Genomic DNA, 14,587 nt, shown 5'->3' on the forward strand with positions numbered 1-14,587 from the left:
GGATGAAAGGAACAAAATATGCCCGAAAGCGCGTTACACTCCAGCGATGGTAGTAACGTAATCACAGGAAAGTGATGATGAATAAAATTTTGGTAAGCGCGTGCCTGATGGGCTTTAAGGTTCGTTATAACGGAAGTGAAAAAGCGCGAATGAACGAGCTGCTCGCTCGCTGGCAGCAGGAACAACGTCTGGTTATCCACTGTCCTGAGCTTGCGGCGGGGATGCCTGTCCCTCGTCCTCCGGCAGAGATTATGTCCGCTGATGGCAAAGACGTAATGCGCGGGCAAGCCAGAATTACTGAAAATACAGGGCAGGATGTGACTGAGCAGTATCAGCTTGCAGCCTGGCTCGCGCTACGCGCTGCTCAGGAGTCGGGGTGTAGCGCAGCGCTATTAACCGATGGCAGCCCCACGTGCGGCAGTCAGTTTATTTATGACGGATCTTTTCGCGGGATCCATAAAGCGGGGAGGGGTGTGGCAGCATCGTTGCTCGCAGAGCATGGTATAGCCGTGTTCTCTGAGGGGCAAATCGACGAGCTTATTGCCTGGATTGAGGAGAGAGAAGGCAAAAAATAAGCCCGCGTAAGGGAGATTACGCAGGCTAAGGAGGTGGTTCCTGGTACAGCTAGCATTTATGGGTTATGTTTTTCAGCGGGGGGATAATACCCGTATTGAACGAAGCGGTATGTGATCCGATTCTAAGAATTATCCCAGCGCGAAAAAATTTCCCTGATTAACTATTTGCCGTGTGGGTTTCGGGTGCTTTCACCGTTGAAGTTACGCATCAGCAGCGCAAACTTCAGCTCCACCTCTTCCGGAACCGGCAGCCATACGGTATGCCCGTCGCCCGGCGCCACGTCAATCGCCTCGCCTTTGCCGTTTTCCAGATGCTCCAGCGTAAAGTTCATGTTGCCCTGCGGGGTCATCAGCTCCAGGCTGTCGCCTTTGGTGAATTTGTTTTTCACCGCGACGGCCGCCAGCGCGCCTTTGCGCTCGCCGGTAAAATCACCGACAAACTGCTGGCGCTCGGAAACGGAGTAGCCGTGCTCGTAGTTCTGGTAGTCATCGTGAGTATGACGACGCAGGAAGCCCTCGGTGTAGCCGCGGTGCGCCAGGCCTTCCAGGGTTTCCAGCAGGCTGGTATCGAACGGTTTACCGGCCGCCGCATCGTCGATGGCTTTGCGGTACACCTGCGCGGTACGCGCGCAGTAGTAATAGGATTTGGTGCGGCCTTCGATCTTCAGAGAGTGCACGCCCATCTGCGTCAGACGCTCAACGTGGGCGATGGCGCGCAGATCTTTCGAGTTCATGATGTAGGTGCCGTGCTCGTCTTCAAAGGCGGTCATGTACTCGCCCGGACGTTTGGCTTCTTCAATCATAAACACGCTGTCGGTTGGCGCGCCAATGCCCAGCGTCGGCTCAACGTTGGTCACCGGGATAGGCTCGTGCTTGTGCACGATATTACCGACGTCATCCTCTTTGCCTTCCTGGACGTTATATTCCCAGCGGCAGGCGTTGGTGCAGGTGCCCTGGTTCGGGTCGCGCTTGTTGATATAGCCGGAGAGCAGGCAGCGGCCGGAGTAGGCCATGCACAGCGCGCCGTGAACGAAGATTTCGATTTCCATATCCGGCACCTGGGTGCGGATCTCTTCGATCTCTTCCAGAGACAGTTCGCGGGACAGGATGACGCGGGTCAGCCCCATCTGCTTCCAGAACTTCACCGTCGCCCAGTTGACGGCGTTAGCCTGGACGGAGAGGTGAATATCCATCTCCGGGAAGTTCTCCCGAACCAGCATGATTAAACCCGGGTCCGACATGATCAGCGCGTCCGGCCCCATATCCACCACCGGCTTCAGGTCACGGATGAACGTTTTCAGCTTGGCGTTGTGCGGCGCGATGTTCACGACCACGTAGAATTTTTTGCCCAGGGCATGCGCTTCGTTGATGCCGAGTTGCAGGTTCTCGTGGTTGAATTCGTTGTTGCGCACGCGCAGCGAGTAGCGCGGCTGGCCCGCATAAACGGCGTCGGCACCATAGGCGAAAGCGTAACGCATATTTTGCAGCGTTCCCGCCGGGGAAAGGAGTTCCGGTTTAAACATGTTTATTCTCGTTCTGATGACAGGTCAGATCCGCGTGCACCAGGTGCAGCGGTAAGGGGAGATCCCCCACTTTAAGGGCGGGCATTGTAGCGCTGCGGGGCAGGGAGGTAAAGATTGAATTATTATTTATTTTAGCCGTAAAGTTAATTACGGCTAAATTTGCATTGTTATTTATTTTTTTCTGATGTAATTATTATTTTGAGTTGCTGCTGTAGGTATTTTAGATGCCATCTCATTTCTCTGGCTTCAAGTTCTGATACTTTATTTCCTTCGATAACACTTAGCACAATTGAATATAGTGTGTAAAGGTCTCTCACTTCTGCATTAATTTGTTCCAGAGGATGTATTTCAAATTCGTAAAGTATCAGGTTAAGATAATCAAGGGTTGAATTCTTGTTTCGATGATGATTGTTTTGTGTTCTGTGAAAAGAGATCATGGAACGAATCATTCTTGCTATATAAATCCAGTCTCTAATAAATGAATTGGTTGCAGTGCTTTCATTATTAAGATAAAGTGGTGGTATTCTTTCGGAAAGAATAATAGCTATATTATTCTCAGAAAATTTCTCTTGGATCTTAGCGTTTGTTTCCGATTGCTCACTCTCTCGATTATCAATATATCTAAAGTCAACCAATATTTGAGCATCTTTATCAACATTAAAATAGTGATGTAAAAAAGGATGGGTGGTTAATTCTTCCATCATTCTTATACGCTTATGGTAATGGTCACCGTGACGCTTATTTACTATTTCTATGATTATAATTTCTTTTTTTGTCTTTGCTAATTGCAACTAAATCAAATAGAAAATTTTTATATGAAGGTGTTCTTGGTAAGTCTTCATAAACAATATACTCTTTTAAAGTATATTCTGTTTTAATTAATTCAACCTGGTAATGGTAATAATCATAGTAGTTTACCATAGCTTGCCTCCATTGCATTTATATTTTTCAAGTTTAATTAAGGTCATATATTCTGCAGGTGAGTTGTTTTCTCTTATTTCTAATATTTTAGCAATTGAGGGAGCTAGGGATAATGGAACGACAAGGGATTTCCCAGGCTCCTTCACGAATCGCTCAGCAATAATGCGCGTTATTTGCCTGTCATTCTCCATGACTACCGGAGCTAGGGCATCAATGGTAAATTTAAGTCCATTGTCTACGTCTGAATAAGAGTTGTTATGTGGGAAATAAAATATTTTAAAAGTTGTCTTATACTTAACCTGCATGCCAGTATATTCTGCGCTTGCAGAATTAAAAACTTTCGATTGCCAGATTGCCTTCAAAGATTTAGGGCCTTTCCTGTTAACCGTGGCTGGTCGGCCAAAGACGATCATTTCCAAAAGATTATCTGCCATGATATTTCCTTAAAGAAAAAAATAGAACCAGACTTCTTTTCTGTATTGTTTAAAAATATGTGACTGTACTATACATAGCTGTAAATCATCGTTAATCACATTATCCTGCACGCATCCGCTTCCCAGCGATACCCCACGCCGTACACCGCGCGGATAAACGACTGCTCGGCGTCCAGCGCCTCCAGCTTGCGGCGCAGGTTTTTGATATGGCTGTCGATGGTGCGGTCGGTCACGACGCGGTAATCGTCATACAGGTGGTTCAGCAGCTGTTCGCGGGAGAACACTTTTCCCGGCTCGTGGGAGAGGGTTTTCAGCAGGCGGAACTCCGCAGGCGTCAGGTCCAGCAGCTTGCTGCGCCAGCTCGCCTGAAAGCGACTTTCGTCGACAATCAGCGGGCTTTCGGCATCGAGCACCTGAAGCTCGCGCTGCGGCCTGCAGCGGCGCAGAATGGTTTTCACGCGGGCGACCACTTCACGCGGGCTGTAGGGCTTGCAGATGTAATCGTCCGCGCCAATTTCGAGCCCCAGCAGGCGGTCAATCTCTTCAATTTTGGCGGTGACCATGACGATCGGCACGTCGGAGAAGCGACGAATTTCCCGGCACAGGGTCAGACCGTCAACGCCCGGCAGCATCAAATCCAGCAGGATCAGATCCGGCGGGGTCTGGCGCACGTATGGCAGCACCTGGTCGCCGTGGCTTATCAGCGATGGAGCGTAGCTGGCCGCACGTAAATAGTCGATCAGCAGCTGCCCAAGCTTCGGCTCGTCTTCCACAATCAAAATGCGCGGCGTGTTTTCGTCAATCGGTAACTCGGTCATACTTCTCTCGATAAATCCCGTTCCAGAGGTAACTCTACTGTAATGCTAACCCCGCCAAAAGGCGAATGGGCGGCGCGGATCGTGCCATTATGCGCCTCGACGATGTTAACGCAAATCGCCAGCCCCAGTCCGGAACCGCCGCTGGCGCGGTTACGGGAGCCTTCGGTACGGTAGAAACGTTCAAACAGTTTTTCCAGCTGCGCGTCCTGCACGCCGGGGGCGGAGTCCGCGAAGGTGAGGGCAAAGCGCCCGTTTTCCTGCCTGCCGGAGATGTGCAGCCCGCCGCCGCTGTCGGTGTAGCGCAGGCTGTTTTCCAGCAGGTTATTGAACAGCTGCATCAGCCGGTCTTTGTCGCCAAACACCACCGCGCTGTCCGGCAGGGAAAGGTCGATTTTCAGGTTGCGGCTGGCAAACCGCTCGCGGAAGGCGCCGCTGATCACTTCCAGAATGTTAATCACGTCCACCGGCGCTTTCTGGTAGGCCAGCGCGCCTTCGTCGGACATGGAGAGCTGGTGGAGATCGTCCACCAGCTTGGTGAGCGTGCCCACCTCCGCCTGCAGAGAGGCCACCGATTCAGGCGTAAACTGGCGCACGCCGTCCTGGATGGCCTCCAGCTCGCCGCGCAGCACCGCCAGCGGCGTGCGCAGCTCGTGGGAGATATCGGCCATAAAGTCGCGGCGCATCTGCTGGTTCTTCTCCAGCGTGCTGGCGAGCTGGTTAAAATCCTGCGCCAGCTTGCCCAGTTCGTCCTGGCTGCGGGTATCGACGCGGGTGGTGAAATCCCCGGCGGCCAGCTTGTGCGTGCCTTCCACCAGCCGTTTCACCGGGGCGAGCAGACCGCGCGCCAGCGGGAAGGTGGCGAGCGCGGCGAGCAGGGTGGAGAGGGCGACAATCAGCCAGCTTGTCCGGCGCTGCTGGCGGTCAAAGTTGATGTCGGTGTTGCGCGTCAGACGCTCCACCGGGGAGGCGATAACCCAGCCGACCGTCGCATTGTTGACTTTGATTGCACGACGGGTGCCGTCCGGCGGGATCGGCGCACGCGGACCCACCAGCGTGCGCATGTCCTGGTCAATCACCCAGAACTGGGTGCGCCAGCCGTGCGGCGGCATGCCCGGCCCCGGGCGATCGTCACCGGTATCGTGCTCCAGCGAGCGCAGGATCTGGAAAATAAAGCGGTCGTTATTGCGCAGAAAACGCCAGTTGCCGTGCTGGGCGTACTGTTCACTCAGCGCATCGCTTAAGCCCTGTAAACGCTGTTCATTGCCATGCTTGATGTAATCAATAAAACCGCGCTCGAAGCTAATCCGCACCGCCCAGTGCATGGTGATCAGCAGGACGATACAGGTGGCAAATATCGCCACGAAGAGCTTGCCGGTAATGCCCGGACGCCAGAATTTCATGAGCCACTCCTTTTGCCGCGCCTAATCACGACGTTCTTGCTGGTATCATCCGGCACTCTGGCGAAGATGAAAGCGGGCAGGGCGATGATGACCGCCATGCTGAGATAGGTATACAAAAAGACCTGATGCGCCACCGGCGTGTCGACGCTGAGATGGTGCTGGCCGTACATGCCGAGCAGTAAACCCGCGATGGTCACCCCGACGCTCATTGAGAGCTGCATGATCATCGACAGCAGGCTATTGCCGCTGCTCGCCAGATCGTCCGGCAGATCCTTCAGCGTCAGGGTATTCATCGACGAGAAGCGCATGGAGTTGACGATCCCCTGGCAGAACAGCACCAGCGGCAGAACGTAGTACCAGCCCATCAGCGCCACGGCCATAAACAGCAGGCTCACCAGCGCAAGCCCCAGCGTGGCGGTCACCAGCACGTGACGATAGCCAAAGCGGTTCACCACCTGCACCACGATGCGCTTCATTCCCATGCTGCCGAGCACCATCGGGATCATCATCAGGCCCGCGTGGAACGGCGAAAATCCCATTCCGATTTGCAGGAAAACGGGCGTCATAAACGGCAGCATGCCGCTGCCGACGCGCCCGGCGAAGCTGCCAAACAGGCCAAGGCGATAGGTGGGGTTTTTCTCAGGTTGAACAGCGCCTTATCGTTACCTCTGGCATGCCGCAGATACCACAGAATGGCGGTGATGCCGATAACGACCAGCATCCCCAGCGTCAGGGGCGAAATGCCGAGCCCCTTTTGCCCGTCGAGCGCCAGGGTCAGCGTGGCCATGCCCGCCGCCAGCATGATAAAGCCGAAGAAATCAAAGCGCCGCGTCTGCATTTTGTAGTTCGGCATCAGCGTCAGGGTGGCGATGGCGCCGATGATGCCAACAGGAAGATTGATTAAGAAGATCCAGTGCCAGGAGGCGTACTCCACCAGAATGCCGCCGAGCGCCGGGCCCAGCAGCGGACCCACCTGACCGGGCAGGGTCACAAAGGTCATCGCCGCCATGTACTGCTCGCGCGGCACGATCTTCATCACCGTTAGCCGCCCGACGGGCACCATCATCGCCCCGCCGACGCCCTGCAGCACGCGTGCCATCACCAGCTGGTCGAGGGTGTTGGCCTGGGCGCAAAACAGCGAGCCGGTGGTAAACAGCACGATGGCGGTAAAGAAGATATTGCGCACGCCCACTTTGTCCGCCAGCCAGCCGCTGGCTGGCAGCATGACGGCCACCGTCAGCACGTAGGAGACAATCACCATATGCATATGCAGCGGGCTCTCCCCCAGGCTTTTCGCCATGGAGGGGAGGGCGGTGTTGACGATGGTCGTATCCAGCGACTGCATAAAGAAGCCGAAAGCGACTATCCAAAGCTGCCAGCGAACGTTAGCGGGAAGATCGGTCATTTACTCGGTCACCGTGGTTCTGTTTTTACGCGAAAAGCGCAGCCGCAGGCGGTCGAAGAACAGATAGACCACCGGCGTGGTGTACAGCGTCAGCAGCTGACTCATGACCAGGCCGCCGACGATGGTGATCCCCAGCGGCTGGCGCAGCTCTGAGCCGTCTCCGCCCGAGATAACCAGCGGCAGTGCGCCAAACAGCGCCGCCAGGGTGGTCATCATGATCGGACGAAAACGCAGCAGGCAGGCCTGGAAGATGGCCTCTTCCGGCGACAGATTGCCGTTGCGCTGGGCGTCCAGGGCGAAATCCACCATCATGATCGCGTTTTTCTTCACGATGCCGATCAACAGCATGATCCCAATGAGCGCGATCAGGCTGAACGGCGCGCCGAACAGCTCCAGCGCCAGCAGCGCCCCAACGCCCGCCGAGGGCAGCGTCGAGAGAATGGTCAGCGGGTGAACGTAGCTCTCGTACAGCACGCCCAGCACAATATAGACCGTGGCGATGGCGGCCAGAATCAAGATCACCTGCGAGTTCATCGTCTCCTGGAACACCTGCGCGGTGCCGGCAAAGCTGCCGCGCACGGTGGACGGCACGCCGAGCTGCGTCATCGCGCGGTTGATTGCGTCGCTGGCTTCTGAAAGCGACGAACCGGCGGGCAGGTTAAAGGAGATGGTCGACGCCGCCGAAAGGCCCTGATGGTTCACCGACAGCGGCGCGTTGGCAGGCTGCCAGCTGGCAAAGTAGGAGAGCGGAATCGCCTTGCCGTCGTTGTTAATCACAAACATTTTGTCCAGAGCGCTGATGTCCTGGGTGTAGCGCGGATCAACTTCCATCACCACCTTGTACTGGTTCATCGGCTGGTAGATGGTGGAGATCTCGCGCTGGCCGAAGGCGTTGTTCAGCAGGCTGTTGGCGGCTTCAACGTTAATGCCCAGCCGCGACATGGTTTCGCGGTCGTAGGTCAGGGCCATCTCGGCGCCGTTGTCCTGTTGATCGGAGTTGACGTCCGCCAGCTCCGGCAGGGCGGCCAGCGCCTTGCGGATCTTCGGCTCCCACTCGCGCAGGGCGGCTAAATCGTCCGAGAGCAACGTGTACTGATAGCTGGCGTTCGCCTGACGGCCGCCGACGCGGATATCCTGAACGGCCATCAAAAACAGGTTTGCCCCCGGCTCTTTGGCGAGCTTCACCCGCAGACGGTCAATCACCTGCTGGGCGGTTTCGTTGCGCTCGCCGCGCGGTTTCAGGGTAATAAACATCATCCCGCTGTTAACGCGTGACCCGCCGGTAAAGCCGGTGACGTTATCCACGGCTTTGTCTTCACGAATGATCTTCATAAAGTCCTGCAGCTTGCCGCGCATCGCCTGGAACGAAATGCTCTGGTCCGCCTGAATCCCTCCCATCAGCACGCCGGTGTCCTGCTCCGGGAAGAAGGTTTTCGGGATGGTGATGTACATCCAGACGTTCAGCCCAATGGTGGCGATAAGCACCAGGCCGACCAGCCGGGTATGGTTCAGCACCCACTTCAGCGATTTGCCGTAGCCTTCCTGCATCGCCATCAGGAGGCGACCAAAGCCTTTGCGGCGCGGCTGCGAATGGGGCTTGCTGCGCTTGAGCATCCAGCCGCACATCATTGGCGTCAGCGTAAGGGAGATAACCAGCGAAATCCCGATGGCGACGGAGAGGGTGACGGCGAACTCGCGCAGCAGCCGGCCCGGCAGCCCGCCCATCAGCAGCAGCGGCAGGAATACCGCCACCAGCGACAGGCTCATGGAGAGCACCGTAAAGCCCACCTCGCGCGTGCCCTGCAGCGCGGCCTGGAGCGGCTTCACGCCCGCTTCCAGGTGGCGGGAAATGTTTTCCAGCACCACGATGGCGTCATCCACCACGAAGCCCGTCGCTATCGTCAGGGCCATCAGCGACAGGTTGTTGAGGCTAAACCCGCACAGGTACATGGCGGCAAAGGTACCGATCAGCGAGACCGGCACGGCCACCGCCGGGATAAGCGTCGCGCGACCGGATCGCAGGAACAGGAAGACCACCAGGATCACCAGCGCGACGGAGATAATCAGCGTTTGCTCCACCTCTTCAAGCGAGGCGCGAATGGTCGGGGAGCGATCCTGGGCAATTTGCAGATCGATTGCTGCCGGGATGGTCTCCTGCAGGTCCGGAAGACGGGCGCGAATGCTGTTCACCGTCTCAATAATGTTCGCTTCCGGCAGCTTGCGGATCATCAGCAGAATGGCCGGCTTCGCGTTGGTCATCCCGGCGTTACGCACGTCCTGCACCGAGTCGGTGACGCTGGCAACGTCGCTTAAGCGCACCGCCGCGCCGTTGTTGTAGTGAATAATGAGCGGCTGATATTCCGCGGCGGTTTTCAGCTCGTCGTTGGTGTGGATCTGCCAGCGGTGGCTGCCGTCCTCAATCGCCCCTTGCGGCTTGCGGACGTTGGCCGTGCTGATGGCGGAGCGCACGTCATCCAGCGACACGCCCTGGTTGAACAGCGCCTGCGGGTTTAGGCCTACGCGCACGGCGGGCAGGGAGCTCCCGCCGACGCTCACGTCACCGACGCCGTTAATTTGTGAGATGGTCTGCGCCAGCTGGGTAGACGCAAAGTCGTAAAGCTGCCCCTGCGAGTACGTATCGGAGGTCAGCGTCAGGATCATGATCGGCGCATCGGACGGGTTGGCCTTGCGGTAGGTTGGGCGGCTCGGCATCCCGCTCGGCAGCAGGCTTTGTGCGGCGTTGATGGCCGCCTGCACGTCGCGCGCCGCACCGTTAATATCCCGGTCGAAGCTGAACTCCAGAATGATGCGCGTGCTGCCCAGCGAGCTGCTGGAGGTCATCTCGTTGACCCCCGCAATCCGCCCGAGCGAGCGCTCCAGCGGCGTGGCAACCGACGAGGCCATGGTCTCCGGTGACGCGCCCGGCAGCGAGGCGCTGACCATGATCACCGGAAAATCCACCTGCGGCAGCGGCGCCACCGGCAGCAGCCGGAAGCCCAGCACGCCGCAGAGAGTAATGGCGAGCGAGATTAAAATCGTCGCCACCGGGCGATAAATGAAGAGGGCGAAAAACTTCACTTATGCCTCCTCTTCACGTTTCGGGAAGCGGCTTTTGGTCCACAGCGCCAGGCGATCAAACAGCAGGTAGATAACCGGCGTAGTGAAGAGCGTTAGCACCTGGCTTACCAGCAGACCGCCGACCATGCCGATACCCAGCGGACGGCGCAGCTCCGCGCCGACGCCGGTGCTGAGCATCAGCGGCAGCGCGCCCAGCAGGGCGGCCAGCGTGGTCATCAGGATCGGACGGAAACGCAGCAGACAGGCCTGGAAGATGGCGTCGCGCGGCGACATGCCCTGCTCGCGCTCGGCGGCCAGGGCAAAGTCGATCATCATGATGGCGTTCTTCTTCACGATCCCGATAAGCAAGATAATGCCGATGATGGCAATGACGTCCAGCTCGCTGCCCGCCAGCATCAGTGCAAGCAGCGCCCCCACGCCCGCCGTCGGCAGGGTAGAGAGGATGGTGATCGGGTGGATAAAGCTTTCGTACAGCACGCCGAGCACGATGTACATCGCCACGACCGCCGCGACGATAAGCCAGATGGTGTTACCCAGCGCGGCCTGAAACGCCAGCGTGCTGCCCTGGAACTGGGTCTGAATATCGGACGGGAAGCTGAGCTCTTTTTCAGCAGCCTGAATGGCCTCCACCGCTTCGCCGAGAGAATAATTGTCCGGCACGTTGAAGGAGATGGTGGTGGACGGGAACTGATCCAGATGGTTAATCGACAGCGGGGTATAGCGTTCTTCCACCGTGGCGATAGCGCTCAGCGGCACAATGCCGCCGTCTTTGCTGGTCAGGCGCACCGAGTCCAGCCCCGCCAGTCCTGGCGTGTTCTCTGTGTTGTGCTCCAGCACCACGCGATACTGGTTGGCCTGGGTGTAGATGGTGGAGATCAGGCGCTGACCGAAGGCGTTGTATAGGGCGTTGTCCACATCCGACATGGTAATGCCCAGACGGCTGGCGGTATCGCGGTTGACGTTCACGTATGCCGCCAGCCCTTTGTCCTGCCAGTCGCTGCTGACGTCGGCGAGCTGCGGCAGGGTGTTTAGCTTATTCACCAGCTGCGGTACCCAGGTGCTGAGCGCGTCCAGCGAGGTGGCCTGCAGCGTGAACTGGTACTGCGTGCGGCTGACCTGGGTATCAATGGTCAAATCCTGAATCGGCTGCAGGTAAAGCTCAACGCCCGGCACGCGCGCGACGGCGTTTTGCAGACGCTCAATGACGGCGTTGACGCGATCGTCGCGTTCATCCAGCGGCTTGAGGTTGATCTGCAGACGCGCGCTGTTGAGCGACGGGTTGGTGCCGTCGACGCCCACGTAGGAGGTCAGACTCTCGACCGCCGGATCCTTCATGATGATTTCGGACACCTGCTGCTGGCGCTGGGCCATACTGGCGAAGGAGACCGACTGCGGGGCCTGAAGCGTGCCCTGAATAATGCCGTTGTCCTGGATCGGGAAGAAACCTTTCGGAATGAAAATCCACAGCATCACGCTGAGCGCCAGGGTTCCCAGCGCCACGCCGAGCGTGGCCCACGGATGGTTAAGGACTTTCGCCAGCAGGCGACCGTAGGCGGCAATAATCCGCTCGAACATGCGCTCGGAGGCGCGCGAGAAGCGGTTTTGCTTGCGCAGGGACTCGTGGCTCAGCATGCGGGCGCACATCATCGGCGTCAGAGTCAGCGACACCACGGCGGAGATCAAAATGGCGACCGCCAGCGTCACGGCAAACTCGCGGAACAGCCGCCCGACGATATCGCCCATAAACAGCAGCGGGATCAGCACCGCAATCAGCGAGAAGGTCAGCGAGATAATGGTAAAGCCGATTTCGCCCGCGCCCTTCAGCGCGGCCGCCAGCGGTTTTTCACCTTTCTCGATATAGCGCGAAATGTTCTCGATAACGACGATGGCGTCATCCACCACGAACCCGGTGGCGATGGTGAGCGCCATCAGCGTCAGGTTGTTAATCGAAAAATCGAGGAACACCATCACCGCAAAGGTCCCGACCAGCGAGAGCGGCACGGCGACGGCGGGAATAATGGTGGCCGGAACGTTACGCAGGAACAGATAGATGATCATGACCACCAGCGCAATCGCCAGCATCAGCTCAAACTGGGTGTCGGTGACCGACGCGCGAATGTTGGTGGTACGGTCGGAAAGCACCTTCACGCTGACCGACTTCGGCAGGCTTTCGATCAGCTGCGGCAGCATGGTGCGGATGCTGTCGGCGGTTTCGATGATGTTAGCGCCCGGCTGGCGCTGCACGTTCATCACGATCGCCTGCTGCCTGTTGGCCCAGGCGCCGAGCCAGCTGTTTTCGGCACCTTGCTCCACGGTCGCCACGTCGCCCAGACGCACCGGGGCGCCGTTCTGGTAAGCAATAATCAGCTGACGGTATTCATCGGCGGATTGCATCTGATCGTTGGCAGAGAGCGTCACGGCGCGGGTGGGACCGTCCAGCGAGCCTTTTGCCGAGTTAACGTTGGCGCTGCTGATGGCGGTGCGGATGGTTTCGCTGGTCAGCCCCAGCGCGGCAATCGCCTGCGCGTTAAGCTTCACGCGCACGGCGGGGCGCTGGCCGCCCGCCAGCGTGACGAGGCCGACGCCGGAGACCTGAGAAATTTTCTGCGCCACGCGCGTTTCGACCATGTCTTCGACCTGGGTCATCGGCATGGCGGAGGAGGTGACGGCCAGCGTCATGATCGGCGGATCCGCCGGGTTCACCTTGCTGTAGACCGGCGGGTTAGGCAGGTCGGACGGCAGCAGGTTGGTGGCGGCGTTGATGGCGGCCTGCACCTCCTGCTCGGCGACGTCCAGCGACAGCGTCAGCTGGAACTGCAGCGTCACGACGGATGCCCCGCCGGAACTCTGGGAGGACATCTGTTTTAGTCCGGACATCTGGCCGAACTGGCGCTCCAGCGGCGCGGTAATGGCGGACGTCACCACGTCCGGGCTGGCCCCTGGATAGAGTGTGACAACCTGAATCGTTGGGTAATCCACCTCCGGCAGCGCCGACACGGGCAGGAAGCGATAGCCGATAATCCCGGCGAGCAGGATCGCCACCATCAGCAGCGTGGTGGCGACAGGGCGGAGGATAAACAGGCGTGACGGCCCGCCTGTAGAGCCTGGAGGCATCACCTGCATCAGGATTTCGCTCCCTGTTTCGCAGGTTCAACCACTTCCACTTTGGCCCCTTCGGTCAGACGGTCAATGCCGTCGGTGACCACGCGGTCGCCTGCGGAAAGGCCGGCGGCGATGACCACCGTCTGGCTGTCCTGGATACCGGTTTTCACCAAGTGCTTGCTGACCTTATTGTCGCTGTTAAGTACCCAGACGAAGTTACCTTCGTTACCCATCTGCAGCGCAGCGGTAGGGATCACCACCGCGTTCTCTTCGGTGGCGACCAGCATGCGCGCGTTGACGAACTGGTTCGGGAAGAGGGCATCGTCCTGATTGTTAAAGCGCGCCTTCAGCTTGATGGTGCCGGTGGTGGTGTCGATCTGGTTATCCAGGCTGAGCAGGGAGCCTTCGCTCAATTTCTGCCTGTTGCTGCGGTCCCAGGCTTCCACCACCAGCCCCTTTCCGGCTTTTTGCGCCTGCACCACGGTCGCGATTTCGCTTTCCGGCAGGGTAAAGACTAAATCAATCGGGTGAGTCTGGGTGATCACCACGATGCCCGTGGTGTCGCCGCTGGAGATCTGGTTGCCGATATCGACCTGCTTCAGGCCCACGCGCCCGTCAATCGGCGCGGTGATGCGGCTCCAGTCCAGCTGCAGCTGTGCGCTGGCCACGGCGGCCTCGTCGGCTTTGATGGTGCCCTGCGTTTCGCTGACCAGCGACTGCTGGGTGTCCAGCTCCTGACGAGACACGAGGTTGGTTTTCACCAGCTGCTGGTAGCGGGCCAAATCGCGACGAGCGTTGGCGAGCGTGGCTTTGTCTTTCGCGAGCTGCCCCTGCGCCTGGGCGAGGGCGACCTTAAACTGGCTTGGGTCGATTTCCGCCAGCAGATCGCCAGCTTTGACCTGCTGACCTTCCTGGAAGTGAATGGCCATCAGCTGACCGTCGACGCGGCTGCGCACCGTCACGGTGTTGGCGGCGGTAATGGTCCCAAGGCCCGTTAGATAGCGAGGAACGGCTTTATTCACTGCCGTCGCCGCCTGTACCGGCGCCAGCGCGCCGCCGCGCATGCCGTGACGCCCTCCGCCTGCCGGGCGCTGTGCCTGACTATTGGCACCGGCGGGGGCTGCGGTGTTCGCGGATTGACTGTGCCAGTACCAGGCGGCGGCAAGGACCACCACAATGATGCCAGCGGCGATTGCCCAGCGGGATTTGTTACTGCCTTTCATCGTTATACGTTCTCATCCTGAAGACTTCGGGGAATGATACTAGTTTAGTCAGCTAACACAGCGGAAAAATGGAGGAAATATGGAAGACTGTCAGGAATGGTCTGAATG

Annotated in this window: 10 protein-coding genes and 1 pseudogene; 1 reads left to right on the plus strand and 10 read right to left on the minus strand. The window is 58.2% G+C overall.

Translation table 11 applies throughout. The annotated features are described in order from the left end of the window. Positions 1–74 precede the first annotated feature (74 nt). A complete protein-coding gene (locus ACWKXN_RS07630) occupies positions 75–575 on the plus strand; it encodes a DUF523 domain-containing protein (protein ID WP_454543588.1) in 501 nt (166 codons plus the stop codon). Between the two features lie 161 nt (positions 576–736). Here ACWKXN_RS07630 and trhP read toward each other — a convergent pair whose 3' ends face one another. The 10 genes and pseudogenes from trhP to ACWKXN_RS07680 form a co-directional block, all read right to left on the minus strand. Beyond that, positions 737–2,098: a prephenate-dependent tRNA uridine(34) hydroxylase TrhP gene (gene trhP, locus ACWKXN_RS07635; protein ID WP_023312421.1), complete on the minus strand. Its 1,362-nt coding sequence runs from the start codon at positions 2,096–2,098 to the stop codon at positions 737–739. A 167-nt stretch (positions 2,099–2,265) separates the two neighbouring features. Next, positions 2,266–2,802: a hypothetical protein gene (locus ACWKXN_RS07640; RefSeq protein WP_454543589.1), complete on the minus strand. Its 537-nt coding sequence runs from the start codon at positions 2,800–2,802 to the stop codon at positions 2,266–2,268. 34 nt (positions 2,803–2,836) lie between these two features. Then, positions 2,837–3,019, minus strand: a complete 183-nt coding sequence (locus ACWKXN_RS07645) for a hypothetical protein (protein WP_454543590.1) — start codon at positions 3,017–3,019, stop codon at positions 2,837–2,839. Beyond that, the gene (locus ACWKXN_RS07650; protein ID WP_096179264.1) at positions 3,013–3,453 is read right to left on the minus strand and encodes a RusA family crossover junction endodeoxyribonuclease; all 441 of its coding nucleotides are present in this window, start codon (positions 3,451–3,453) and stop codon (positions 3,013–3,015) included. Before ACWKXN_RS07650 ends, ACWKXN_RS07645 begins: the two co-directional genes overlap by 7 nt. 95 nt (positions 3,454–3,548) lie before the next feature. Next, positions 3,549–4,271 carry an envelope stress response regulator BaeR gene (gene baeR / locus ACWKXN_RS07655; protein ID WP_023312418.1) on the minus strand — a complete coding sequence of 241 codons (723 nt, stop codon included), beginning with the start codon at positions 4,269–4,271 and terminating at the stop codon, positions 3,549–3,551. Next, a complete protein-coding gene (baeS, locus tag ACWKXN_RS07660) occupies positions 4,268–5,671 on the minus strand; it encodes an envelope stress sensor histidine kinase BaeS (protein ID WP_023312417.1) in 1,404 nt (467 codons plus the stop codon). The genes baeR and baeS overlap by 4 nt, the downstream gene beginning before the upstream one ends. Further along, positions 5,668–7,076: pseudogene (mdtD, locus tag ACWKXN_RS07665) on the minus strand (multidrug transporter subunit MdtD). Before mdtD ends, baeS begins: the two are co-directional and overlap by 4 nt. After that, positions 7,077–10,154 carry a multidrug efflux RND transporter permease subunit MdtC gene (gene mdtC, locus ACWKXN_RS07670; RefSeq protein WP_213787858.1) on the minus strand — a complete coding sequence of 1,026 codons (3,078 nt, stop codon included), beginning with the start codon at positions 10,152–10,154 and terminating at the stop codon, positions 7,077–7,079. Next, the gene (locus ACWKXN_RS07675; protein WP_047060482.1) at positions 10,155–13,277 is read right to left on the minus strand and encodes an MdtB/MuxB family multidrug efflux RND transporter permease subunit; all 3,123 of its coding nucleotides are present in this window, start codon (positions 13,275–13,277) and stop codon (positions 10,155–10,157) included. Then, the gene (locus tag ACWKXN_RS07680) at positions 13,277–14,479 is read right to left on the minus strand and encodes an MdtA/MuxA family multidrug efflux RND transporter periplasmic adaptor subunit (protein ID WP_096150660.1); all 1,203 of its coding nucleotides are present in this window, start codon (positions 14,477–14,479) and stop codon (positions 13,277–13,279) included. Before ACWKXN_RS07680 ends, ACWKXN_RS07675 begins: the two co-directional genes overlap by 1 nt. Between the last annotated feature and the right edge of the window lie 108 nt (positions 14,480–14,587).

It is taken from the genome of Enterobacter sp. UPMP2060 (assembly GCF_053709655.1).

Bases quoted from the DNA above. Each gene is read 5' to 3' on its own strand.
- ACWKXN_RS07630 (WP_454543588.1), top strand. From the start codon at position 75: ATGATGAATAAAATTTTGGTAAGCGCGTGCCTGATGGGCTTTAAGGTT.
- trhP (WP_023312421.1), bottom strand. From the start codon at position 2,098: ATGTTTAAACCGGAACTCCTTTCCCCGGCGGGAACGCTGCAAAATATG.
- ACWKXN_RS07640 (WP_454543589.1), bottom strand. From the start codon at position 2,802: ATGATGGAAGAATTAACCACCCATCCTTTTTTACATCACTATTTTAAT.
- ACWKXN_RS07645 (WP_454543590.1), bottom strand. From the start codon at position 3,019: ATGGTAAACTACTATGATTATTACCATTACCAGGTTGAATTAATTAAA.
- ACWKXN_RS07650 (WP_096179264.1), bottom strand. From the start codon at position 3,453: ATGGCAGATAATCTTTTGGAAATGATCGTCTTTGGCCGACCAGCCACG.
- baeR (WP_023312418.1), bottom strand. From the start codon at position 4,271: ATGACCGAGTTACCGATTGACGAAAACACGCCGCGCATTTTGATTGTG.
- baeS (WP_023312417.1), bottom strand. From the start codon at position 5,671: ATGAAATTCTGGCGTCCGGGCATTACCGGCAAGCTCTTCGTGGCGATA.
- ACWKXN_RS07675 (WP_047060482.1), bottom strand. From the start codon at position 13,277: ATGCAGGTGATGCCTCCAGGCTCTACAGGCGGGCCGTCACGCCTGTTT.
- ACWKXN_RS07680 (WP_096150660.1), bottom strand. From the start codon at position 14,479: ATGAAAGGCAGTAACAAATCCCGCTGGGCAATCGCCGCTGGCATCATT.